The sequence below is a fragment of the Burkholderia sp. ABCPW 14 genome (assembly GCF_001523835.1).
In the GTDB taxonomy this organism is placed as follows: domain Bacteria; phylum Pseudomonadota; class Gammaproteobacteria; order Burkholderiales; family Burkholderiaceae; genus Burkholderia; species Burkholderia mayonis.
The window spans coordinates 18,028-43,085 of the sequence record NZ_LOVS01000088.1; the positions used below are offsets into that span (position 1 = coordinate 18,028).

A 25,058-nucleotide genomic window follows, 5' to 3' on the forward strand; every position below is an offset into this window, starting at 1 on the left:
AAGCGTCGCCCACCCGTCCGCTACGGCGCGAATCGCAACGTATGCCGCGCGTCGCCGGGCAGGAACGGCGTCGGCTCCGCACGCACCCACGCATCGTGGCCCGCCAGGAAGAACGGACTGAGCGGGTGCCCGCTCTGTCCGCCCGGCATGTTGAAGATCCCGAATTCCTCGTGTCCCGGCGACACGACCATTCGCTCGGACTGCCCGAAATCCGGCGCGGCGACGCGCGGCATGTGCGAATCGCCCGGCATCTGCGCGGCCGGCACCGTCAGCCGGCTGCCTAGCAGCGGCAGGCTGCCGGCGAACGGATGCGCGATCCGCAGCGTGTTGCGCGCGCCCCAGCTCGCCTGCGCGAGCGGCGCGCCGTCGGCCGTGAGCGCGGCGATGGTCCTGTCGATCGCCATCAGTTGGACGTCACGCCAGCTCGACGCGCCGGCCGGCAGCCAGCCCGGCGGCTGCGCGTCGAGCAGCCGCGCCACGACGGCCGGCCAGCGCGGATTCGCCAGCTCGTAGTCCGCGCCCGGATCGACTTGCTTCAGGCGTGCGTTGAACCCGTCGAACGTGACATCGTACAGCCGATACAGAAAGCCGCGCGCGAGCGTGTACCCGACCGAATCGACGCTCGCCCTGCCCGTCCAGCCGTTCGCGAGCAGCCGGCGGAATTCCGCGCGCGACGGATGGCCGGCGAGCGCCGCGTCGTCGAGCACGCGCAGCGCACGGTCGCGCCACTGCGCGATGAACAGCGCGCGATCGTCGAGGTCGATGCGATACGCCGCCTGTTCGTCGGTGCGGCCGAGCGCCGTCAGCCCGTCGCGCAGTTGGGTCGCGCGCGCGCCGAGGTCCGTGCCGCCGTCGCCGATCAGCCGATATGCGTCGCCCGCCAACTGCCGGTTGTTCGCGGTCCACAGCTGGCCGCCCGACGGATCGACGACGCGCGGATACGCGTCGGGCGGCAGCAGCGACTGCCACGCCGGGCCGTCGTTGCCGCCGCGCGGCGCGCGCCGATCCGGCAGCGCGCCGGCAATGGTCCAGCCGATCTGTCCGGCGCGGTCGCCGACCACGATGTTCTCGGCGGGGATGCCGAGCGTATTCGCCGCGCGGATCGCGCCGTCGACGTCGACGGCGTCCGCGAGGCGCGCGAGCCCCAGGTTCACCGCGCCGGGCGACTGCGCGACCCAGTGCACCGCATAGAGCCGGCCGTCGATTTCCCGCACCGGCCCGGCCGTCGTTTCCAGCACCGTCAGCGCGACGGGCGCGCCGCCCCGCACCCGGATCGATTCGACGTACCGGCGCGCGATCTGACGCGCGCCGCCCATCCGGAACGCGCGCGGATCGTCGCCGTCCCGCTCGAGCGGCACGAGGTCGAGACAATCCGCGTAACCGACCGTGAAGCCCCATGCGACATGCCCGTTGCTGCCGGCGACGATCGCCGGCAGCCCGGCGAGCGTCACGCCGACGGCTCGCCGGACGGGCGCCGCGCCGGCCGGATACGTGAAGGCCGCGCGATACCAGGTGTTCGGCAGGCCGAGCACGAGATGCATGTCGTCGCCGACGATGGCCGCGCCGCGCGCGCTGCGGGTGCCGGCGATCGCCCAGTTGTTGCTGCCGACCGACGACCGGAAGTCGAGCGATGCGCGCTTGGCCGCGCCGTCGCCTGCGGCGCGGAACCAGTCGGGCGCGGCATCGGGCAGCGGCGCGGGGGTTTCGTCGACGCTCGACGCATCGAGCGGCGCGTCGAATCCGCTCGACGACGGCAGCAGGAAGGCGGCCTGCTGCGACGTCGCGTGTTCCGTCAGCCAGTTGCGCGCGATGTCGCGCGACGCGAGCGTGCCCTGCACCTGAAAGTACATCGCCCAGATCACGAGCAGCGAATCTTCGGGCCGCCACCGCGCCGGCCGCTCGCCGAGCAGCGCGTATTCGAACGGGCGCGCGCGCAGCGCGGCGAGGCCGTCGTTGACGCCTTGCGTGTAGCGTCGCAGCAGGCGCTGCTCGTCGGGCGACAACCGCGCGAACGCGGCCGCCGCGCGCGCGCGAAACCGGAACAGCCGGTGTTCGCGATCGAAATCCAGCGCGGCGGGCCCGAGCAGCGCCGCCAGCTCCCCTGCTCCGGTCCGGCGCAGATAGTCCATCTGGAAGAAGCGGTCCTGCGCGTGCAGGTAGCCGATGCCGTAGGCGGCGTCGAAGCGGTCGCGCGCGGCGACGGTCGGCACGCCGGCGGCGTCGCGCTCGATCGTCATCGGGCCGCCGAGCGCCGGGGCGCGCACGTCGCCGTCGAGCTGCGGCAGGCTCGCGCGCAAGAGCAGCGTCGCGCCGGCCGCGACGAGCAGCACGCCGAGGATGATGAGGCCCGGCAGGATCTTGAGCCACCGCCGCAGGCGGTTCGTGCGAGAAGTCATGGGTACGCGAGTTCGTGAAATGGGACGGTGAGACGAGACGGCGCCGCGCCGCCCGTCTGCGCTGCGGAAAAGGCAGGCGGCGCGACGTGCGGCGCCGGTCGGTGTTTCGAGGCGGCTCAGCGCTTCGAGATCAGGTAGCTGCCGAGCGCCAGATAGTCGATGTCGGTTTTCATGAATGTGTTGATCGCGTCCTGCGGCGTGCACACGATCGGCTCCGAATCGTTGAACGACGTGTTCAGCAACAGCGGCACGCCCGTCAGCGCGTCGAATTCGGAGATCAGCCGGTGGTAGCGCGGATTGTCTTCGGCGTATACCGTCTGCGCCCGCACCGTGCCGTCGAAGTGCACGACGGCCGGAATCTGCTCGGCCTTCTCCGCGCGCACGCGCGAGGTCGTCAGCATGTACTTGCCGGCCGCGACGCTCGCGCTGCCCTCGAACCATTCTTCCGCGCGCTCGCCGAGAATGCTCGGGCAGAACGGGCGATACAGCTCGCGGTGCTTGACCTTCACGTTCATCAGCTCGCGCACCGCCTTGTTGCGCGGGTCCGCGAGCAGGCTGCGGCCGCCGAGCGCGCGCGGGCCCCACTCCATCCGCCCGTTGAACCAGCCGACGATGCCGCCGTCCGCGATCAGCTTAGCGACTTCCTTCTCGATGTCGACTTTCCGGTACGCGAGGTTCGTGCGTTGCAGAACCGTCTCGATCTCGCCGTCCGAATACTCGGGGCCGAGATACGCGTGGTTGAACACGTATTCGCGCGGATTGCCGAGCACCTGATTCCAGATCAGGAACGCCGCGCCCATCGCGGTGCCCGCGTCGTTCGACGCCGGCTGGATGAATACGTCGTCGAACAGCTTCTCGCGCACGATCACGCCGTTCGCCGCGCAGTTCAGGGCGACGCCGCCCGCCATGCACAGGTGCCGGTAGGTCGTGCGATCGAACTTGCGCAGGATGTGCAGCAGCACCTGTTCGGTGAGCAGTTGCAGCCCCGCGGCGACGTCGACGTACGCCTGCCAGTTGTCGGTATTGAAGTCGACGGGCTCGTGGCGGCGCGGCAGCCCGAACAGCGCTTCGAGCGTCGTGAAATCGGGCGATTCGTGGCGCAGCACAGCGAGATCGACCGTCATGTTCGCCTTGTCGGGGACGATCCGCGAGAACAGGTCGATGGTCTTCGCGCCGTCGCCGTAAGCGGCGAGCCCCATCACTTTCGACGCGTCGTACTGGCTGAAGCCGAGATACTTCGACAGCTTCTCCCACACGAAGCCGAGCGAGTTCGGGAACAGGAAGTCGTGCACCTTCGTGAGCGTCGTGCCGTCGCCGTGATAGAGCGACGTGCTCGCCCATTCGCCGATGCCGTCGATCACGAGCACGGCCGCCTTGTCGAACGGCGACACGTGGAACGCGCTCGCCGCATGGCAGTCGTGGTGCGGCAGGAAATGGAATTCGCCCTTGAAGCCGGCGTCCTCGATCAGTTGCCGGCGCGACGACAGCACGCCTTCGGCGAAATTCAGCCCGCCTTCGAGCGTCTGATAGCTTTCCTTGTCGAGCGGCCATGCGTGCGCGCCGCCGTTCGCCGAACGCCACGACGCGACGCCCTTCTGCAGGATGTCCGGGCTGAACGAGTAGCCGATGTGCGCGCACGCGTCGAGGCCGATGCCCGCCGCGTCGAGACACTTGCGGATCGCCTTCCACGGCAATTGTCCCGTCGTCTCCGGCGTCGACAGCTTGCCGTGCTTGATCCGGTTCAGGCGCTCTTCCTCGATCGCCATCACCACCTGGCCATCCTTGACGAGGCAGGCGGCGGACTCATGATATGCAGCGTTGATGCCTAGTATGTACACGTTGACGTCCTTTCTGGTTGTCGCGATGGTCCGCTTGTCGATGTGTGCGCGTTCCGGCCGGCGGCAAGCCGGAACGCGCCGTCATTCGCGTCAGGCACGTCCGGTCAGCAGCGCTTCCAGATAGCGAATGGTCGGGTTCTCGTAAAACTGGCGCAGCTGGATCTTCACGCCGTAACGGCGGCCGACCTCGGCGACCATCTCGATCGCTTTCAGCGACTGCCCGCCCAGCACGAAGAAATCGTCGGTCACGCCGATCTGCTCGACTTGCAGCAGGCGCGCCCACACGTCGATCAGCTCGCGCTGCAGCGCGGTGCTCGCCGCCTGCCTGCCCGGCCGCTCGTCGACCTCGATCACCGGCAGGTTCCGCGCGTCGACCTTGCCGCTGTCGGTCAGCGGAATGGCGGGGATGAAGTGGACCTGATCGGGGATCATGTAGTCGGGCAGCGACTGGCGCAGCCAGGCGCGCACGGCGTCGCGCGTCAGGTACGCAAGGGGCGCGACGTCTCGTCCGGACGCGTCGGCTTGCTCGGCGGCGGCACCGCCGCCGGCGCTCGCGAGCCACACGCGCGCCAGCCCGAGCGCCGCCGCGAGCCGCCGCCACTGCGCGAGCAGCGCCGCGCGCGCAGCGGGCGACGTCGCCGGCGCGCCCGCCGCCGCATCGTCGAGCACGTACAGCGCGTTCGGCTCGACGCCGTCGTCCTGCTGCGCGAACGCGAGCCGCAGCGCCGCGTCGCGGCCGAGCACAGGCGCGGCGGACCGCGCATCGCCGCCCGCCGTCGCCTCGATCCGAAGCGGCACGGCCTGACAGAACGCCGTCACCGCGCTCGCGCCATCCGTCACGACGAGCTGGCACGCCGGGAAACGGCGCGCGAGCTCGTGCGCCGAATCGCCCGAATCGCCCGAATCGCCCGAATCGCCCGGATTGTCCGAACCGTCCGGCGCTAACGCGAGCGCCGCCACGGCGAGCTCCGGCCGCTGCTCGAGCGTGAAGCCGTACTGCGGCGCGCCGCCCGGCCCGGCCGTCACCTGATGGTTGCTCGCCGTCTGCTCGACGTACGCGACGAGCCGGCCGCCGTGCGCCGCATCCTCGCGATACTGAAGCGCGGCGGCCGCGATCGCCGGATGGCCGCGCAGCGCGCTGCCGATTTCGTCGAGCTCCACGCGATTGCCGCGGATCTTCAACTGCTTGTCCGCCCGGCCGTGGAAGTAGATGACGCCCGCTCGATCGCAATGCCCGAGGTCGCCCGTCCGGTACAGCCTGAGCGGCGCGCCGTCGACGACGGCCTCGACGAACGCGCGCGCCGTGCCTTCGCCGTCGTTCAGATAGCGCCGCGCGAGGCCCGGCGACGCGACGCAGATCTCGCCGATCACGCCGCGCGGCACCGGCTGCAGATGCGCGTCGAGCACGTGGAGGCTCGCGTTGCCGACGGGCCGGCCGATCGGCACGGTGTCGCCGGCGAACGGCTCGCCGCAGTCGAAGCGGCTTGCGTCGACGGTCACTTCGGTTGGACCGTAATGGTTCGCGAGGCGGCAGTCGAACGCGCGCGAGAAGCGCTCGGCCAGGCCGCGATACAGCGCCGCCGCACCGCAGATGACCTGCCGCAGCGACGCGAGGCCCGCGATCTCGCCACGCTCGCGCGCGTCGACGAGCGTCTCGAGCATCGCCGGCACGAACTGGGCGAGCGTCACCTGCTCGCGCTCGATCATGTCGGCGAAGCCGTGCGCGCTCTTGAGCGCGTCGTCGCCCATCACGACGACGCGCGCGCCGAACGCGAGCGGCCAGAACACGTCCTGGATGAAGACATCGAACGTGAACGGCGTGTGGAACAGCACGCGGTCGCTCGCGTCGAGGCGATAAGTCCGCTGCAGGTCCGCGAGCATGCTGACGACGCCGCGATGCTCGATCTCGATGCCCTTCGGCACGCCGGTCGAGCCGGACGTGTGCAGGATGTACGCGAGCTGGCGCGGATCGACGGGCGGCGGATTGCGGTCCGAATAGCCGCCGAGCGCGCCCATCACGTCGTCGACGCACACGACATCGTACGGGAACGCGGCGAACGCGCGCCGGTGGCCGCTGTGCGTGAGCGCCCAGCGCGCGCCCGCGTTGCGCAGGATCGCGTCGACGCGCTTTTGCGGATACTGCGGGCCGATCGGCACGAACGCGCCGCCCACCTTCAGGATCGCGTACAGCGCGACGACCATCTCGAACGATGGCCGCAGCATCACAGCGACGTTGTCGCCGCCCGCCACGCCGAGCGACAGCAGATAATGCGCGAGCCGGTTGGCCTGCCGGTTCAGCGTCTCGTAGTCGTACTCGACGCCCTGCGCGACGAGCGCCGTGCCCGCCGGCGTGCGGGCCGCCTGCTCGGCCATCAGCGCATGCATCGTCACCGTCCCGTCGTAGTCGACGCGCGGGCCGTGCAGCACCGCCGGCGGATTGCCGTTCGCGCCGACCATCGTGTAGCGATGCAGCGGCCGGTCCGGGTCGTCGAGCACCTGATCCATCAGCGCCGTCATGTTGTCGAGCATCTGCTCGATCGTCGACGCGTCGAACAGATCGGCGTTGTAGATGCAGCTGAACATGATGTCGCTGCCGAACTGGTCGACGACGAAGTTCAAATCGAATCTCGACGACTTGTTCTCCGTATCGACGACGTTCTCGAGGCTGAGCGTGAGGCCGTCGAACTTCAGCCGGCCCATCAGGTCGGTCTTGTTGTTCTGCACCCCGTACATGATCGAGAACAGCTTCGGCCGCGACAGGTCCTTCTCGTGCTGCAACTGCTCGATTACCTGGTTCGACGGATAGTGATAGTGCTCGAACGCATCGAGCGTACGCCGCGACACCTGCGCGAGCAGCTCGCCGAACGTCATGGTCTCGTCGATCGTGCAACGGATCGGCATCGGCGTCGCGAACAGGCCGAGCAGCGGCTTCAGGCGCGCGTCGGCGCGCCCCGCGATCGGGCAGCCGATCACGAAATCGCGCTGACCGCTGATGCGGCTCAGATAGCAGTCGAGGATCGCGAGCTGCAGCATGAAGAGCGTCACGTCGTGCTGCTTCAGGTACGCCTCGATCTTGCGCACGACGCCGCGCGGCAGCCAGGTGCGCAGCGCGTCGCCGCGGTACGACATCAGGTTCGGCCGCGCACGGTCGGTCGGCAGGTCGAGCGGCGGCGGCAGCGTGCGGTACATGTCGAGCCAGTAGCGCTTGTGCTCGTCGAACGCGCCCGAGCGCAGTTGCTGGTGCGTCCATTGCACGTAGTCGAAATAGCCGACTTCGAGCGCCGGCACGTTCGCCGCACGGCCCGCCGCATGCGCGTTGTACAGCTCGCTCAGCTCGAGCATCAGGTTGATCAGCGACGTTTCGTCCCAGATGATGTGGTGCACGACGAAGATCAACTGATGGAAGTCGCCCGCGTAGCGCGCGACGTGCAGCCGGAACAGCGGGCCGTTCGCGAAATCGAACGGCGCGGTGCCGAACCGTGCGCCGAGCCGGTTCGCCTCGTCGATCGCGTCGGCGCCGGCGAGCGTCGTGCGATCGAGGAACACGTCGTCCGCGCGGATGTCGATCGCCGGATCGACGATCTGGATCGGCATGCCGTCGCGATAGTCGAACTTCACGCGCAGCACGTCGTGCCGGTCGAGGATCGTCCGCCATGCGGCGACGAACGCGTCGCGGTTCAGCTTGCCGGTGAAAAACAGGTCGGCAACGCTGATGTTGTAGACGGGGCTCGTCGGGTCCATCTGGTACGCGTACCACTCCGGCACCTGGCACGGCGCGAGCTCGTAGTGCGCGCGCGCGGGCAGGCGCTCGACGCGCGCGGGCCCGGCCGTGTCCGCCGACGCGCGCAGCGCGTCCAGCGCCGCCGCGACATCGCGAAGCTGAGGCGACTGGAACAGCGTGCGCAGCGGCAGCGCGACGCCGAACAGCGTGCGGACCCGCAACGTCAGCTCGGCCGCGAGCAGCGAATGGCCGCCGAGCTCGAAGAAGCTGTCGAGCGCGCCGATCTCGTCGACGTCGAGCAGCTCGCGCCACAACTCGGCGAGCCGCGCCTCGGTCTGCGTCGCGGGCGCGACGTGCTCGTGGCGGCGGAAGACATCCTGATCCGCCGGCTTCGGCAGGCGCTTGCGGTCGACCTTGCCGTTCGCGTTCAGCGGGAATTCGTCCATCAGCACGAACGACGCGGGCACCATGTAGCCCGCGACGCGGCCGGCGACGAACGCGCGCAGCTCGGGCACGGTCGGCGCCGGATGGCGATGCGGGATCACGTAGCCGAGCAGATACAGGCGATCCTTGCCGTCGCGCGCGGCGACCACCACCGCCTGGCGCACGTTGTCGTGATCGCCGATCGCCTTCTCGACTTCGCCGATCTCGACCCGCTGGCCGCGGATCTTCACCTGGAAATCCTCGCGGCCGAGGAACTCGAGGGTGCCGCCCGGCCGGTAGCGCGCGAGGTCGCCTGTTTTGTACAGGCGGCGGCCCGGCTCCGGCGAGAACGGGTCCGGCACGAACGCGCGCGCGGTGCGCACCGGATCGCCGAGATAGCCGCGCCCGACGCCGACGCCGCCGATGTAAACCTCGCCCGTCACGCCGACCGGCACCGGTTCGAGACGCTCGTCGAGCAGATAGGTCGTCAGGTTCGGCAGCGTGCCCTGGATCGGCACGTACGGGAACGCAGTCGACATCGGCTCGCGAATCCACAGGTGGCTCGTGTCGTCCGAGCACTCGGTCGCACCGTACGTGTTGACCACGGGAATGTGCGGCGCGCACGCGAACCAGCGCGCGCACAGCGCGGGCGTCAGCGCTTCGGCGTTGCTGACGTACACGCGCACCCGGTCGAGCCGGTGATGGCCCGGCCGCGCTTCGAGCTCGTCGATCAGGATCTTCATGTGCGACGGCACCGATTCGAACACGGTCACGCCGCCGGCGTCGAGCTGCGCGAGCAGCTGCTGCGGGTCCCACGCCGCGTCGCCCGGCATCACCGCCGTGCGGCCGCCGACCAGCAGCGCGACGAGGTATTGCCAGATCGACACGTCGAAGGTGGTCACCGCCATCTCGGCGACGACGTCGTCCGCGCCGATCGCCAGGTCGTCGATCTTCGCGAGCAGGTGATTCAGCATCCCGCGCTGCTCGATCATCGCGCCCTTCGGCTGCCCGGTCGAACCCGACGTATAGATCACGTACGCGAGCGACGACGGCGCGAGCGGCAGGAAGTCGATCGCCGCCGCCGGCTCGCGCAGCAGCGCGTCGAGCGCGATGCGCGTCGCCTGCGTCGCCAGCGCGTGCGCGCGCTCGGCGCTCGCCGCGTCGTGCACGACATAGCGCACGTTGCCCAGCTCGGCGATCCGTTCGAGCTTGTGCGCGGGATCGTCGGGATTCATCGGCGTGAACGCGACGCCCGCCTTCAGCACGCCGAGCATCGCGACCAGATAGTCGAGATTGCGGCCGACCAGCAGCCCGACGAGATCCTCGCCGCGCGCGCCGGCCGCGAGCAGATTGCGCGCGACGCGATCGGTCGCGCGGTCGAGCTCGCCGTAGGTCAGCGACGCGTCGCCGCAGGTCGCCGCCACGCGCGCCGGATGCAGCGCGGCCTGCCGCGCGAACAGATCGCGCACGTAGACGCCGTCGGGCAGCGGCAGCGACGCCTGGTTCAGCGTGCGCACCTGGTACGCGCGTTCTTCGTCGCCGAGGAGCGGCAGCGCGTGGAGCGCGCCGTCCGGATGCGCGGCGACGCCGGCGAGCAGGTTCCGGTAGTGATCGGCCATGCGCCGGACCGTCGCCGCCTCGAACAGGTCAGTGCTGAACTCGAAGCCGCCGTGGAGCCGCCCGTTCTGCGCCCAGGTCGCGAGATACAGGTCGAACTTCGCGCTCCGGTGCTCGGGCTCGACGCTCGTCGCGGCAAGGCCGTCGAACGCGGCCGGTTCGAGCGCGTCGGCCTCCTGGTACGAGAACATCGTCTGGAACAGCCCGCTGCCGTCGCGTTCGCGCCGCGCGTTCACGCCGGCCGCGATCTCTTCGAGCGCGACGTCCTGATGATCGAACGCGTCGAGGCAGGTCGCGCGCACGTGCTCGAGCAGGCTCGCGAAGGTCGTCGACGGATTCGCCCGCACCCGGATCACCAGCGTGTTGACGAAGAAGCCGACGACCGACTCGAACTCGGGCCGCGTGCGGCCGAGCGCGGGCACGCCGATCAGCAGATCGTCCTGCCGCGCGTAGCGCGCGAGGAGCGCCGCATACGCCGCGAGCAGCAGCATGAACATCGACACGTGATGCCGTTGCGCGACCGCCTGCAACCGCGCGGCGAGCGCCGCGTCGAGTTCGAACGAGAACGCTTTGCCGCCGCCGCTCGCCTGCGGCGGGCGGTTGAAATCGGTCGGCAGTTGCAGCACGGGCAGCGTGCCGTCGAGCTGCGCGAGCCAGTAGTCGAGCTGGCGTTCACGTTCGCCGCCGTCGAGCACGCGGCGGTGCCACGCGGCGAAGTCGCGGTATTGCAGCGCGCGTGGGGACGCGTCGGCAGCCGCGTGCGCCGATGCACGGCGGCCGCGCGCCGCGTTGTAATGGCGAGCGAGGCTGCGCTGGAACAGGCCCACCGACCAGCCGTCGACGACGATGTGATGAAACACCGACAGCAGCACGTGCTCGTCGTGCGCGCGCTTCACGAGCGCGAACGTCGCGAGCGGGCCGCGTTCGAGATCGAACGGCGTGTCGAGCGCGCGGCGCACGAGCGCATCGAGCGCCGCGTCGCGCGCATCGGGCGCGAGCGCCGACAAGTCGTGCACGTCGAGCCGCGGCTCCGCTTGCGCGGCGACGACCTGCACCGGCGTCTCGCCTTCGACGACGAACGTCGTGCGCAGCGATTCGTGCTCGCCGAGCGTGCGTGCGAGCGCCGTGCGCAGCGCGGCGGCGTCGAGCGGCCCGGCAAGCTTCAGCAGGTCCGGCAGATGGTACGCGGTGCTGTCCGGATCGCGCTGATGCAGATACCAGAGCCGGTATTGCGCGCCGGACAGCGGCGTCGCGCGCGCGTCGATCCGCTCGATCCGCTCGATCCGCTCGATCCGCTGCGCGGCTGCGTCGGGCGCGGCGTCGCGGCTCGCGCGCAGCCGCTCGACGAGCACCGCGAGCGCGCGCACCGTCGGGCAGTCGAACAGCGCGGCGACGGGCAGCCGCACCGCATACATCGCCTCGACGCGGCTATTGATGCGGATCGCGAGCAGCGAGCTGCCGCCGAGGCTGAAGAAATTGTCGTCGACGCCGAACGTGCCGTCGCCGAGCAGCTCATGCCAGAGCGTGAGCAGCGCCGTTTCGGTCGCCGACAGCGCGGGCGCGGCCACGACCGAATCGTTCGCCGCGAGCAGCAGCGCGCGGCGGTCGACCTTCTGGTTCGCCGTCAGCGGGAACGCGTCCATCACGACGACCTGGGCCGGCACCATGTGCGCGGGCAGCCGCGCGCGCAGGAAGTCGACGAACGCCGCGCCGTCGGTGCCGGTGGCCGCGCGCGCGCCGGCCGGCGCTTTGTCGAGGGTCACATAGCCAATCAGCGGATTGCGCGCATGCCGCGCTTCGCCCGCGAGCACGACCGCCTGCGCGACTTGCGGATGCGATTCGAGCACCGCCTGGATCTCTTCCGGCTCGACGCGGATGCCGTCCACCTTCACCTGGAAGTCGGCGCGGCCGAGGTAATGGAGGCGTCCTTCGAGATCGTAGCGGACCAGATCGCCGGACCGATACAGCCGCGCGCCGGGCACGACGGCGAACGGATCGGCGACGAAGCGCTGCGCGCTCAGCGCGGGCCGCCCGTGGTAGCCGTGCGCGACGCCGACGCCGCCGATCCAGAGCTCGCCCGGCATGTCGGCGGGCACCGGATTCAGGCATGCGTCGAGCACGTGCAGATGCGCGTTCGCGACCGGCCGGTGCAGATAGACTTCGCCGTCTTCGAGCGCGCGCTCGACGTCGATCCGGTCGACGATGCTGCCGATCGAGCATTCGCTCGGCCCGTAGATGTTGTAGAGGGCGATGCGTCCCGCCGTCGCGCGATGCCATTGGCGGATCGCCTCGAGCGTGACCTTTTCGCCGCCGATGCTGACGAGCCGCACCGCGCCGAGCTCGGCCGCGCCGCCGCCTGCCGCGAGATGCTCGCTCAGCACGCGCCAGTACGCGGTCGGCAGCGTGAGCACGCTGATCCGCTGCGCGCGGCATGTATCGACGAGCGCCGGCACCGAGCGCTTGACGTTTTCGTCGCCGACGTACAGCGACGCGCCCGCGCACAGCGGCGTGAAGATCTCCTCGAGCGACGCGTCGAACGTGAGCGGCGCGAACAGCATCGCGCGATCGCCATGCGTATAGCCGAAGCGCTCGACGACCGTGCCGATGTAATTGACGATGCCGCGATGATGGAGAACCGACGCCTTCGGCGCGCCCGTCGTGCCCGACGTGTAGGTCAGGAACACGCCGTGGTCGGGCGTCGCATCGACGGCCGGCGCGGCCGCGTCGCGCGCGCGCCACGCCGCGCCGTCGAGCGCGAGCCGCTTGCCGTCGAAGCGCCCGAGCGACACGCCCGCCGACGCGAGCACGTGGCGGCAGCCGCTGTCCGCGATCACCGCGTCGAGCCGGTCCGGCGGCAGCCGGACGTCGACCGGGAAGCAGATCGCGCCCGCCTTGATCGTCGCGATGATGCCGAGCACCGCGTCGACGCTGTGCGCGGCCTCGACGCCCACCACCATCCCCGGCCGCACGCCCTCTTCCCACAGGATCCCGGCGAGCCGGTCGGTCCTGCGCGCGAGCGCCGCGAAGCTCAGCGTCTGCCCCGGCGACACGAGCGCCGGGTTCGCCGGCGCGAGCGTCGCCCAGCGGTCGACGAGCCGGTGCAGCAGCGCCGGGCCGGTCGCGCCGCCCGCCTCCGCGAGCACGTCGCGGTGGTCGACGGGCGCCGCGTTACGCAGCCGGTCGACGATCGCCTGCTCGTTCGCCGTCAGGAACGCGAGGCGCCCAACGGCCTCGTCGGCGTCGGTCGCCACGCCGTCGAGCAGCGCGCGGAAATTGTCGAGCCAGCGCTCGACGGCCGGCGCATCGAAGCGGTCGGCCGCGTACACGCACGACAGCGTGAGCCCGTCCGCCGCTTCGCGGAACGTGACCGACAGGTCCGCGACCGGCGCTTCCGGCGCGCCGTCGAGCAACTCGGCGCGCAGGCCGTCGCTGTCGCTACCGCCGTCCGCCGCGCGCGCGTCGTGCGCGAGCGGCTCCGCCTGCAGGTCGAACATCGTCTGGAACAGGCTGCCCGTCGCGTCTGTGCACTGTTCGGCGATCCGGTCGAACGGCAGCGCGTGATGCCGGTACACGCGGCGCAGATCGTCGCGGACCTGCCGCAAGAGCGCCGCGTACGACAGATGCGGCCGCACGCGCGCGCGCACCGGCAGCACGTTGACGAAGAACCCGACGAGATTCTCCAGCTCCGCGCGTCCGCGATCGTTGTACGGCATCCCGACGACGAGATCGCCCTGCCCGCTCAACCGGTGCAGCCATGCGAAATAGGCGGCGATCAGCACTTCGTACAGCGACGCCTGCTCGCGGCGCGCGAGCGCCTTCAGCCGCGCGAGCGTGTCGGCCGGCCACGCGATCGACAGCCGGCGGCCGGCGCGCGCCCCGGCGTCGGCGCCGTGACGCGCGACGGGCAGCGGCGCGCGCGCGGGCAGCCCGCGCAGGTAGTCGCGCCAGAACGCGCGCAGCGCATCTTCCGAGCGGGCCAGCTCGCGCTGCGCCCAGACGCTGTAGTCCTGATACTGGATCGGCAGCGGCGCGAGCCGCGGCGCACGCCGTGCGCGCTGCGCCGCGTAGCATTCGAGCAGATCGCGCAGGAACACGTTAGCGGACCACGCGTCGACGACGATGTGATGAAAGCTCACGGCGAGCACCGCGCTGTCGGCCGCCGTCTGGATCAGCACGAGCTTGAAGAGCGGCCCCGCGGCCAGATCGAACGGCTCGACGGCCATCCGCGCCAGGTAGTCGCGGACGAAACCGTCCTGCATCGACGGCGGGTTGCCCGTCAGGTTCATCTGCAGCAGATCCGCCTCGCGCGCGTCGCTGTCCGGCGCGTGCTGACGCGGGCCGTCTTCCGTGTCGACGATCCGCGTGCGCAGGATCGCATGCCGCTCGACCACCGCCGACACGGCCGCGCGGAACCGCGCCGGATCGAGCGCGCCGGTCACGCGCAGCGCGCCGACGACGTTGTAGTCGACGCTGCCGCGATCGAACGCCTGCACGAGCCAGAGACGCTGCTGATACGGCGACAGCGGAATCGGCGCGCCGGCCGGCGCGGCGGGAATGCCGACATGGACGCCGGCCGCATCGAGCGCGCGCGCGAGCGCCGCAAGATCCTCGGCCGCGAAAAAGTCCTTCAGCGCAATCTCGCGCGCGAGGCGCGTCTCGACCAGCGCGACGGCCCGTGCGGCCAGCAGCGAATGCCCGCCGAGCGCGAAGAAGTTCGCGTGCGCGTCGTCGACGGGCTCGCCGAGCAGCTCGCCCCAGATGTCGGCGAGCGCGCGCTCGGTTGCGGTGCGCAGCGGCGTGCGCGGCGCGTGCGCGTTCGCGTTCGCCGCGCGCGGCGCGGGCAGCGCCGCGTAGTCGACCTTGCCGTTGCTCGTCAGCGGCAGCGCGTCGAGCTCGACGACGTGCGCCGGCACCATGAACGCCGGCAACTGCGCGGCGACCGCGCGCCTGACGCGCGCCGCGCGATCCGGCGCGCCGGCCGTGCTCGCGCCGGCGCGAACGGCCGGCGCGAACACGACGTACGCGACGAGCTGCGGGCCGGCTTGCGGATGGTCGACCGTGGTGACCACCGCGTCGTACACGCCGGCGTCCGATTTGACGGCATGCAGGATTTCGCTCGGCTCGATCCGGTGACCGCGAATCTTCACCTGATCGTCGGCGCGGCCGACGTAGTCGAGCTCGCCCGCGTCGTTCCAGCACACGAGATCGCCGGTGCGATACATCCGCGCATCGGGCGCGCCCGCGAACGGATCGGCGACGAGACGCGCGCGCGTCAGCGCGTCGTTCGACCGGTAGCCGCGCATCAGCGATGCGCCGCCGATGTACAGCTCGCCGGGCACGCCGCGCGGCGCGAGCTGGCCGTGCCGGTCGAGCACGTAAATGCGGACGTTGTCGAGCGCGGCGCCGATCGACGGCGGCTCGCCGCCGGCGCCTTGCGCGACTTCGCCCGCCGTCGCGACGACGCTGTTTTCCGACGGCCCGTAGTGGTTGAACAGCCGGTAGCGGGCGCCGGCGGGCGCGCGGCGCGTGAGCCGCTCGCCGCCCGTCAGCAGGTATGCGAGGCTCGGCGAGCCGGGCCAGCCGTCCGCGAGCACCGCGTGCGCGAGCGGCGTCGCGACGAAGCAATGCGTGATGCGCTGCGCGGTCAGCCAGTCTTCGAGGCGGCGGGACGACTGCCGCGCCGCGTCCGGCGCGAACCAGACGCTCGCGCCCGTGCACAGATACGGCCAGATTTCCCACACGGCGGCGTCGAAGCCGATGCCCGCCGTCTGGCTCGCGCGGATCGACCGCGGCGCGTCGTGCAGCCCGTACGCGCGCGCATGCCATTCGCACAGGTTCGCGAGGCCCCGGTGCGGGATCTCGACGCCCTTCGGCGCGCCGGTCGTGCCGGACGTGTAGACGATGTACGCGAGATCGTCCGGCGCGGTTTCAATATCGAGATCGCCGTCCGGCAGCGTCGCGGCTTCCACCGCGAGCGCGTCCCACCAGACGGGCGCGGCGGCGTCCGGCGTCTGCGCGGGCGCGGCGTCCGGCTCCGTGACGACGAGCCGCGCGCCGCTGTCCGCGACGATGCGCAGCTTGCGCGGGTCCGGATAGCGCGGGTCGATCGGCACGTACGCGGCGCCCAGCTTCAGCACCGCGAGCGCGGCGAGCGCGAACGACGGGCCGGGATGCATGCACAGCGCCACCGCGTCGCGCGGCGCGACGCCGAGCGCTTGCAGCCGGCGAGCGAGCCGGTTCGCGACCGCGTTGAGCACCGAGTAGCCGATGCGCGCGCCGTCTTCGCCCGCGATCGCGAGCGCGTTCGGATCGGCGTGCGCGATGCGTTCGATCTGCCGATGCACCGGCGCGCCGGACCACGGCGCGGCTGGCCCGGCGCCGAGCCGCAGCAGCGCGTCGGCTTGCGCGTCGCCGACGAGCCGCGTGCGGGCGGGCGTCAGGTCCGGCGTTTGCAGCACCTGTTCGAGGATCAGCCGGTATGCGTCGAGCAGGCTTCGCGCCCGCTCGACGCTCAGCACGGCGCGCCGGAAATTCATCGCGATCCGCATGCGCGCGTTTGCGCCGGGGCTGCAGCGCAGCGTCAGGTCGAATTTCGCGCTGCGATCGGGACGGCGCTCGACGCCGAGCTGCGCGTCGCCGAATGCGCGCGGCAGCAGCCCGCGCTCCTCGAAGTCGAACATCGTCTTCACGAGCTCGCCCGCGCCGTCGCGACGCTCGCCGTCCGCGAGCGCCACCATCCGCTCGTAGCTGACATGCGCATGCCGGAACGCGCCGACGCACGCGTCGCGCCATCCGCGCACCTGCTGCTCGAACGCGTCCGCGTCGCCAACCTCGACGCGAATCGGCAGCACGTTGACAAACATGCCGATCATGTCCGCCGTGTCCGGCAGATCGCGGCCCGCGTACGCGATGCCGATCAGCACGTCGGCGTCGCCGCCGAATTTCGCGACGAGCAGGCCGTAGGCGGCGAGATACACCGTCGATTCGGTCACGCCCCAGCGCGCCGCCGCATCGCGAATGTTCTCCGCGAGACCGGCCGGCAGCGTGTCGCTGACTTCGTCGCCGGACCGCGCGCCGGGCGCGTCTTGCGTGTCGTGCGCCGCGCCGGCGCGGGTCGTACGCAGCGCGGCGATGCCCGCCGGCAGTTCGCCCGCAAGCTGCGTGCGCCAGAACGGCAGTGACGCGGCCTCGCGTTCGCGCGCGGCCTCGGAGCGGCTCCACACGCAGTAGTCCGCATAGTGCGGGGCATCCGGCGCGTCGAGCGCCGCCGCGCTGGCTGTCCCGGCGTGCAGGCCCGCATAGCGCGCGGCGATATCGTCGAGCAGGATCGCAATCGAGCGTCCGTCCGCGACGATGTGATGAAGATTCAGCAGCAGATAGCCGTCGTCATCGGCGAGCGGCAGGTATGCCGCCCTGAACAGCGGACCGGTCTCGAGATCGAAGCGCTGCGCTTCCCACGCGTCGATCCGCGCCTGCACGGCCGCGTCGCGCGCCGCCGGCGATGCGCCGCCGACGTCGACCGACAGCCGCTCCACGTCGACGGGGGCCGGCGGCAAAACGACCTGCCATGCTTCGCCGTCGTGCTTCGGAAAGCACGTGCGCAGCGCCTCGTGGCGCGCGACGGTCTGCGTGAGCGCGGCCGCGAGCCGGTCGAGATCGAGCGCGCCGCGCACCCGGAGCGCGCCGCAGACGTGGTAATCGGCGCTGTCCGGTTCGAGCGCCTGCAGCAGCCACATCCGCTGCTGCGCGGGGCTGAGCGGCGCGCGCGCGGGCCGTCCGGCGCGCGTGAGCCGCTCGGGCGGACGGATGGGCGCGGCGGCCTCGCCGCGCAGGTGCGCGGCGAGCGCCGCCACCTTCGAATGTGCGAACAGGTCGGCAATCGACACCGTGATGCCGAGCCGCGCGCGAATGCCCGACGCGACGCGCGCGACCAGCAGCGAATGGCCGCCGAGCGCGAAGAAATCGTCGTCGGCGCGCACCGGGCCGCAGCCGAGCACTTCCTGATAGACGCTCGCGACCGCCTGCTCGAGCGGATCGGCAAAGGCGGCTTCGTCCGCGGCCGCAAGCATCGGCGACGGCAGCGCGCGCCGGCTGATCTTGCCGTTCGCGTCGAGCGGCAGCGCGTCGACGATCACGAACGCGGCCGGCCGCATGTACGACGGCAGCCGGCTGTCGACGAACGCGCGCAGCGCCGCTTCGGTCAAGCTCGCGTCGCCCGCGACGTACGCGGCGAGCAGCTTGCCCGACGGTTCGCGCTCGAACGCGATCACCTTGCATTGCGCGACGCCCGGATGTGCGGCGAGCACCGCTTCGACCTCGCCCGGCTCGACCCGGAAGCCGCGGATCTGTACCTGGTCGTCCGCGCGACCGACGAAATGCAGCCGCCCGCTTTCGTCGAGCCGCACGATGTCGCCTGTCGCATACATCCGTGCGCCAGGCGAATCCACGCCGGGCACATCCACGCTGGGAGAATCCACGCCGGACGCGTCCGCGTCGGGGGCCGGCACGAAGCGCTCGGCCGTCAACGCGGGCCGATTCAGATAACCGAGCGCGAGGCCCGCGCCGCTCACGTACAACTCGCCGCTCACGCCGAGCGGCGTCGGCCGCAGTTGCGCGTCAAGGATGTGCAGCGACTGGCCGCGAATCGGCGCGCCGATGTCCGGCAGCGGCGCGAGGCGGTCGTGCGCGTCATCGCCGTGAGCCGACGCGGGCGCCGGCTCGACCGCGCCGCTCGTCGTGACCACGGTGTTTTCGGTCGGGCCGTACGCGTTGATCAGCCGGAAGCCGTCGCCCGCGCGGCCGCGCGCCTTCAACTGGTCGCCGCCCGTCAGCAGGAAGCGCAGCGCGCGCGGCCGTGCGGCCGCCGCGATGAATGCCTCCGCGAGCGGCGTCGGCATGAAGCAGTGGCTGATCGCGTGCGCGTCGAGCCAGCGCGCGAGCTCGGCCACGTCGTGCCGCGCGTCCGGCGCGGGCGCCGCGAGGCTCGCGCCCGCACACAGCGCAGGCCAGATTTCCCACACGGCCGCGTCGAAGCCGGGGCCGGCGAGCATCGCGGCGCGCGCGCCGGTGTCCAGCGCGAATGCGTCGACGTGCCAGTCGACGAGATTCGCCAAGCCGCCGTGCGTGACGAGCACGCCTTTCGGCTGGCCGGTCGAGCCGCTCGTGTAGATGCAATACGCGGGCTGGCCCGCATTGAAAGCGATGCGCGGCAGCGGGCGGCTCGCATGTCCTGCGAGCGTCGCGTCGTCGAGCTCATCGAGCTCGTCCGCACAGACGATTTCCGCGCCGGTCGCGGGCAGGCTCGGCCGGTCGCGGTGCGTGGTCAGCACGAGATTCGCGCCGCAATCGTTCAGTAGATAAGCGAGCCGCTCGGGCGGATTCGCGAGGTCGACGGGCACGTAGGCCGCGCCGACCTTGAGCGTCGCGAGCGCGAGGAGCGTCTGCGTCGCGCGCTCGCCGACGGCGACGACGACCCGGTCGCCGGGCGCGACGCCGTTGTCGAGCAGCACATGGCCGAGCGCGTCGGAGGCGCGCGCCAGTTCGCCGTACGTAAGCGTGCGTGCGGTGCCGGCAAGCGCGATCGCGTCCGGCTGCCGGGCGGCCATGCGGCGGAACCGATCGACGACGCTGTCGCCGTCTCCGCCAGCCGCCGCCCCCTGCGCAAGCGCGCGATGCGTCAGGCTGCGGCGCAGCAGCGCGCGCTCCGCGGCCGACACGTGCGGCACGTCGCCGAGCCGCGCGGGCGCGGCGTGCGCGAGCGCGAGCGCCTCCAGCACGCAGCGGTAGTTCGCGGCGAGCCGCTCGATCATCGCGGCCGAGTGGCGATCGGCGCGGTAGCCGATCGACGCCGCGAGCTCGCCGCCGTCGTCGATCAAGGTGAAAGCGATGTCGAACGGCGCGCGGTCGTGCCGCGATTCGCACGACGTCAGCGTCGCGCCGCCCAGCGCGAGCCGGCCGCCCGCGTCGCCGAGCGCGAACGGCGAGAGCCGGTCGCCGGCGTCCGCTGCGTGATCCGATGCGCATGCATCGATGCGCGCCGCGCTCGGCGCGAGCAGCGAGATCACGGTTTGCACGAGCGCGCCGTCCTGCGCGCCCCGCTCGAGCGCGAGCGCCTCGGTCAGCACGGGCAGCGGCAGCGCCTGATGCCGGAGGCCGCCGACGATCGCGTCCTTGACATCGTGCAGCCAGTCGGCGAGCGGTTTGCGGTCGTCGAGCGCAACCCGGATCGGCAGCACGTTCGCGAAATAGCCGATCGTGCGTGCGTCGGCCGCGCGCGGGCGGCCGTGCGCGGGCATCCCGACGACCACGTCGCGCTGGCCGGCGTAGCGGCCGAGCAGCAGCGCGCCGGCCGCAAACAGCACGTGATAGGTCGTGAGGCCGTGCCGCTGCGCGAGCGTGCGCACGGCGTCCATCGTCCGCGCGTCGATCGCGAAGCGGTGGGCGCGCGCGCCGGCGCCTGCGGCGGGCGCGGGCGTCGAAATCGACGTCGACGGAAACGCGGAGCGCGCCGGCATCCCGCGCAGCCGATCGCGCCAATACGCGGCGTGCCCCGCCGCTTCCGGCGAGTTCAGCCAGCCGCGCTGCCATGCGGCGAATTCGCGGTAGCCGCCGGGCGCGGCGAGCGACACGTCGGCGCCGCGCGCGAGCGCGTCGTAGCACTGCTTCAATTCGGCGATCAGGATGTCGAACGACCACATGTCGACGACCGCATGATGCAGCGCCAGCGCGACATAGGTCGCGCCCGGCCCTTGCGCGAGCACCGCGCGCCACGTCGCGCGGCTCAAGTCGAACGGCGCGGCGAGCGCGTCGCGCGCCGCTTGCAGCGCGGCCGCGTCGTCCGCGCAGCGGACCGTCGATTGCTGCAGCGCGTCCGCTTCGCGCGCGACCGGGCGGCCGTCGACTTCGGCGAACGTCACGCGCAGCGCGTCGTGGCGCGCGGCGAGGCGCGCCAGCGCGAGCATGAACCGCTCGGGATCGAACGCGCCGTCGACGGCGGCGACGAAGCCCTCGTTGTAATCGCGCGATTCGCGGTCGGCCTGCTGGATCAGCCACAGCGCCGCTTGACCGGGCGTTGCGTCCCAGCCGGCCACCGCCGAGGCCGACTCGAATCCGGCCTCGGCAGTCCCCGAAGGCGCGGCCGCGGCCGCCGCTTCCGATGGCACCGGCGCTGCCCGCGCCACTTTATCCAACGCGGCCGTGGCTCCCGCCAACTCCGCCGACTCCGCCCACGCGCCCTGCGCGAGCGCGCCGATCTGCGCCGCCAGCTCGCCGAGCGTCGCGTCGCTGAACAGCAGCTCCGCGGGGGCATCGATCTTCAGCGCCGCGCCGAGCCGGTGCTGGACGTTGACGAGCGCGAGCGAATCGAGCCCGAGCGCGGCAACGGGCCGCGTCAGGTCGAGCGCGTAGAACGGCGTCTTCATGATCTCGGCGAACTGGCTCAGCACGAAGCCCTCGACGATCCGCGCAAAGCCGTCGCCGCGCGCGGCGGCAAGCATCGCGTGCAGCTCGGCGAACGGCTGCGCGGCGGCGCGCACGCCGGTCTCGCCGGGACGCACGTCGTGGAGCGTCTTCAACTGCCCGTCATCGAGCTCCGCGCGCACGGCGCCGCGCTGCACCTTGCCGCTCGACGTCTTCGGCATCGAGCGCTCCTTGATCAGCACGAGCCGCTCGAGCGCGAGCCCATAGCCCGCCGAGATCCGTTCGACGATCGCCGCGGCGATCTCCGCGAACTGCGCGGCCGGCGTGTTGCGCCGCACCTCGGCGACGACGGCGAGTGCCTGCATCGCGGCGTCGTCCGGCCCGGCGTCGTCGCCCGCGAGCGTGAACGCCGCCGCGCCGTCCGGCACGAGCGCCGGATGGGCCGCCGTCGCGGTCGCTTCGAGATCCGACGGGTAATAGTTGTCGCCGCGCAGGATGATCACGTCCTTGCAGCGCCCGGTGACGACGAGCGCGCCGTCATGCAGGAACCCGAGGTCGCCTGTCGCGAGATAGGGCCCCGCACCGTCCGCGGTGTGGTTGCCGAAGGTCTGCGCGGTCTGCTCCGGATGGTTCCAGTAGCCTTGCGCGACGTGCGGCCCCTTGACCCAGATCTCGCCGACTTCGCCGTCGCGGCGGACCGCGCGGGTGTCGCGGTCGACGATCGCCACTTCGCAGCCGGCGGCGGGCCGGCCGCAGCCGACTCGCTGAAACACCGTCCGGCGGCCGGCCGACGACATCATCGCTTCTTCGATCACGCCGCTCGGCGCGTGTCCGCTCGATCCGGCGACGAGGAGCGTCGCCTCGGCGAGACCGTAGCTCGGCCGGAACGCTTCGCGGCGAAAGCCGCATGCGCCGAAGCGCGCGACGAAGCTGTCGAGCGTGCGCACCGAGATCGGCTCCGACCCGTTGACCGCGGCCGTCACGCTCGACAGATCGAGCCCGTCGAGCTGCCCGGGAGAGATCTTCTCGACGCAGAGCTGCCACGCGAAGTTCGGCGCGACGGTCAGCGTCGCGCGCAAACGCGACACCGCCTGCAGCCAGCGCAGCGGATTCGCGAGGAAATCCATCGGCGCCATCAGGTACGTCGGATAGCCGACGTAGACGCCCTGCAACAGCGTCATCAGCCCCATGTCATGAAACAGCGGCAGCCAGAACACCGCGCGGCTGTCCGGCGTGTTGCCGCAGGTCGTGCGGATCATCTCCTCGTTCGCGAGCAGATTGCCGTGCGACACCATGATGCCCTTCGCCTGCCCTGTCGAGCCGGACGTGTATTGCAGAAACGCGACGTCGTCGCGCGCGGCCGCGTGCGGCCGGCAGCCGGCCGGATTCACGTCGTCGAGCGCGTCGACGACGACGAGCTCGACCGCGCGAAGCGGCGGATTGCGCTCGATGAACGCGTGAACGGACGCGTACTGCTTGCGGCACAGCATCACGACGCGCGGCTGCGCGTCTTCGATGATCTTGCTGAGCCGCTCGAAATGGTGATTGTTGCGCGGCGCGTACGCGGGCACCGCGATGAAGCCGCCGTACAGGCAGCCGAAGAACGCGGTCACATAGTCGAGGCTCTGCGGGCAGACGATCAGCACGCGATCGCCCGGCGCGCCGCTCGCGGCGAGCCGGGCCGCGATGCGTCGCGCGGCGAGATCGAGCGCGCCGAAGCTGAGCGCGCGATCCTCGTCGTGCGGGCTCAGATAGCGGTAGGCGAGCGCGTCGCCGTTCGCGGCGGCGCGGTGCGCGCACAGGTCGACGAAATTCTCGAATGCCGTCATTGCGCGCCTCCCGCCGCAGCTTGCCGAAGGGTCTGCCATTCGCGATTCAGCAGCGCATAGCCGTACTCGTCGGACCACGCTCCCTTGAAGAAGACATTCTCGCGATAATGCCCTTCGCGACGAAAGCCCTGCCGCTCGAGCAGCCTTTGCGCGCGCGCGTTGAGCGCGTCCACCGTCGCGACGATGCGGTGCTTGCCGAGATCGGCGAACAGCAGCTCGATCACCCGCGACACCGCTTCGAGCGCGAAGCCCTGCTGCTGCGCGGCGACGTCGAACGTCACGCCCAGCTCGGCCTGGCGCCCTTCGTCGAAGAAATGCACCGCGACGTCGCCGATCAGCGCGCCGTCGGCCTTGTGCTCGGCGGCGATCTGGAACCACGTGTCGTCGGTATCGAACATGAGCGCCTGCTGCTCGGCGAAGAACGCGTTCGCGTCGTCGTGCGTGTACGACGACCAGCTCTGGTAGCGGGCCACGTCGGGATGGTTCCGGTACGCGGTGAACGCGGCCAGATCGCCGCGCTTGAACGGCCGCAGCACGAGGCGCGGCGTGGAAATGGGAAAAGTGGTCATGCGGGTTCCTTCATGGCCGAAATCGAGGTGCGCGTGGGTCAGCGAGAAGGCGCTCATCATTGCGCCTCCGGCACGGCGGCCGGCTTGGACGCCGGTGCGAACGGACGGAGAATTGCCCGCGCCGCGTCGACGGTGCGGTTGATCGCGTCGTCGTCGATCATGTAGTGCACGACGGCCCGGATGACGCCGTCGCCGAGCACGCCCATCCGGATGCCCGCGTCGCGCAGCGCGGCGAGAAACGCATCGTTGCCCGGCTCGGCGACGTCGAAGAACACCATGTTCGTCTCGACCGCCGCCGAGCGCAGCGTGATGCCCGGTATCCGCGACAGCGCCGCGGCGAGGCGCGCCGCGCGGCGGTGATCGTCGGACAGCCGCGCGACCATCGTGCGCAGCGCGACGAGCCCGGCGGCCGCCATGATGCCGGCCTGCCGCGTGCCGCCGCCGAGCAGCTTCCGATAGCGCTTCACGCGATCGATCAGGTCGGCGCTGCCGCACACCATCGAGCCGTACGGCGCGGCGAGGCTCTTCGACAGGCAGAACTGGACCGAATCGACGTGCGCGACGATATCGGTCGCGCGCACGCCGAGGCTCGCTTGCGCGTTGAAGAGGCGCGCGCCGTCCATGTGCACGGCGAGCCCGTGCTCGTCGGCGAGCGTGCGCACCCGCCGCAGGTAATCGAGCGACAGCACGCGGCCGCCGGCGAGGCAATGCGGATTCTCGAGCGCGATCACCGCGGCGGGCGCGCACTGGTAGTCGGTCTTGTCGCGGATCGCCGCGCGCAGCCGCTCGACCGGCAAGCTGCCGTCGTCCGCCGTCGCCACGGGATGCAACACCGCGCCGCCGACGAGCGACACGCCGCCCGCCTCGTAGTTGTACAGGTCGGAGCGCTCGCCGAGGATCACTTCGTGCCCACGCGGGCACTGCGCGAGCAGCGCGGTCAGGTTGCCGAGCGTGCCGCTCGTGACGAACGCCGCCGCCTCCTTGCCGGTCATGCCGGCCGCAACCGACTCCAGCTCGTTGACCGTCGGGTCCTCGCCGTAACAGTCGTCGCCCACGTTCGCCGTGAACATCGCGTGCCGCATCTCGGCGGTCGGCAGCGTCACCGTGTCGCTCAGGAAATCAATCATCGCCTCGGTCCATGTGTTGGGTCGTCCGGCCTGGCTGCGCCGGTTCGTCGCCGAGACCGCCGCCTGCGCGGCCGTCGTCGTGCGTGTCATTGCATGTGCATGTCGCGTGCCTTGCCACCG

5 protein-coding genes are annotated in these 25,058 nt (G+C 71.3%); all 5 read right to left on the minus strand.

All coding sequences use genetic code 11. From position 1 onward, the window contains the following. Positions 1-20: 20 nt before the first annotated feature. Positions 21-2,396, minus strand: coding sequence for a penicillin acylase family protein (locus WS62_RS13405; RefSeq protein WP_066571398.1), 2,376 nt, complete (start codon positions 2,394-2,396; stop codon positions 21-23). 116 nt (positions 2,397-2,512) lie between these two features. Continuing rightward, on the minus strand, positions 2,513-4,234 hold the full coding sequence (locus tag WS62_RS13410; protein WP_066571400.1) for a carbamoyltransferase family protein: 1,722 nt from the start codon (positions 4,232-4,234) through the stop codon (positions 2,513-2,515). 90 nt (positions 4,235-4,324) lie between these two features. After that, a complete protein-coding gene (locus tag WS62_RS13415; protein WP_066571402.1) occupies positions 4,325-23,242 on the minus strand; it encodes a non-ribosomal peptide synthetase in 18,918 nt (6,305 codons plus the stop codon). Further along, a complete protein-coding gene (locus WS62_RS13420; protein WP_066571403.1) occupies positions 23,239-23,871 on the minus strand; it encodes a GNAT family N-acetyltransferase in 633 nt (210 codons plus the stop codon). Before WS62_RS13420 ends, WS62_RS13415 begins: the two co-directional genes overlap by 4 nt. Next, positions 23,868-25,028 carry a GntG family PLP-dependent aldolase gene (locus WS62_RS13425; RefSeq protein ID WP_082720946.1) on the minus strand — a complete coding sequence of 387 codons (1,161 nt, stop codon included), beginning with the start codon at positions 25,026-25,028 and terminating at the stop codon, positions 23,868-23,870. The genes WS62_RS13420 and WS62_RS13425 overlap by 4 nt, the downstream gene beginning before the upstream one ends. Positions 25,029-25,058 lie beyond the last annotated feature (30 nt).

What these genes read in the sequence shown, in the direction of transcription:
- WS62_RS13405 (WP_066571398.1), bottom strand. Translation starts at nt 2,396, where the DNA reads ATGACTTCTCGCACGAACCGCCTGCGGCGGTGGCTCAAGATCCTGCCG.
- WS62_RS13415 (WP_066571402.1), bottom strand. Translation starts at nt 23,242, where the DNA reads ATGACGGCATTCGAGAATTTCGTCGACCTGTGCGCGCACCGCGCCGCC.
- WS62_RS13420 (WP_066571403.1), bottom strand. Translation starts at nt 23,871, where the DNA reads ATGATGAGCGCCTTCTCGCTGACCCACGCGCACCTCGATTTCGGCCAT.
- WS62_RS13425 (WP_082720946.1), bottom strand. Translation starts at nt 25,028, where the DNA reads ATGACACGCACGACGACGGCCGCGCAGGCGGCGGTCTCGGCGACGAAC.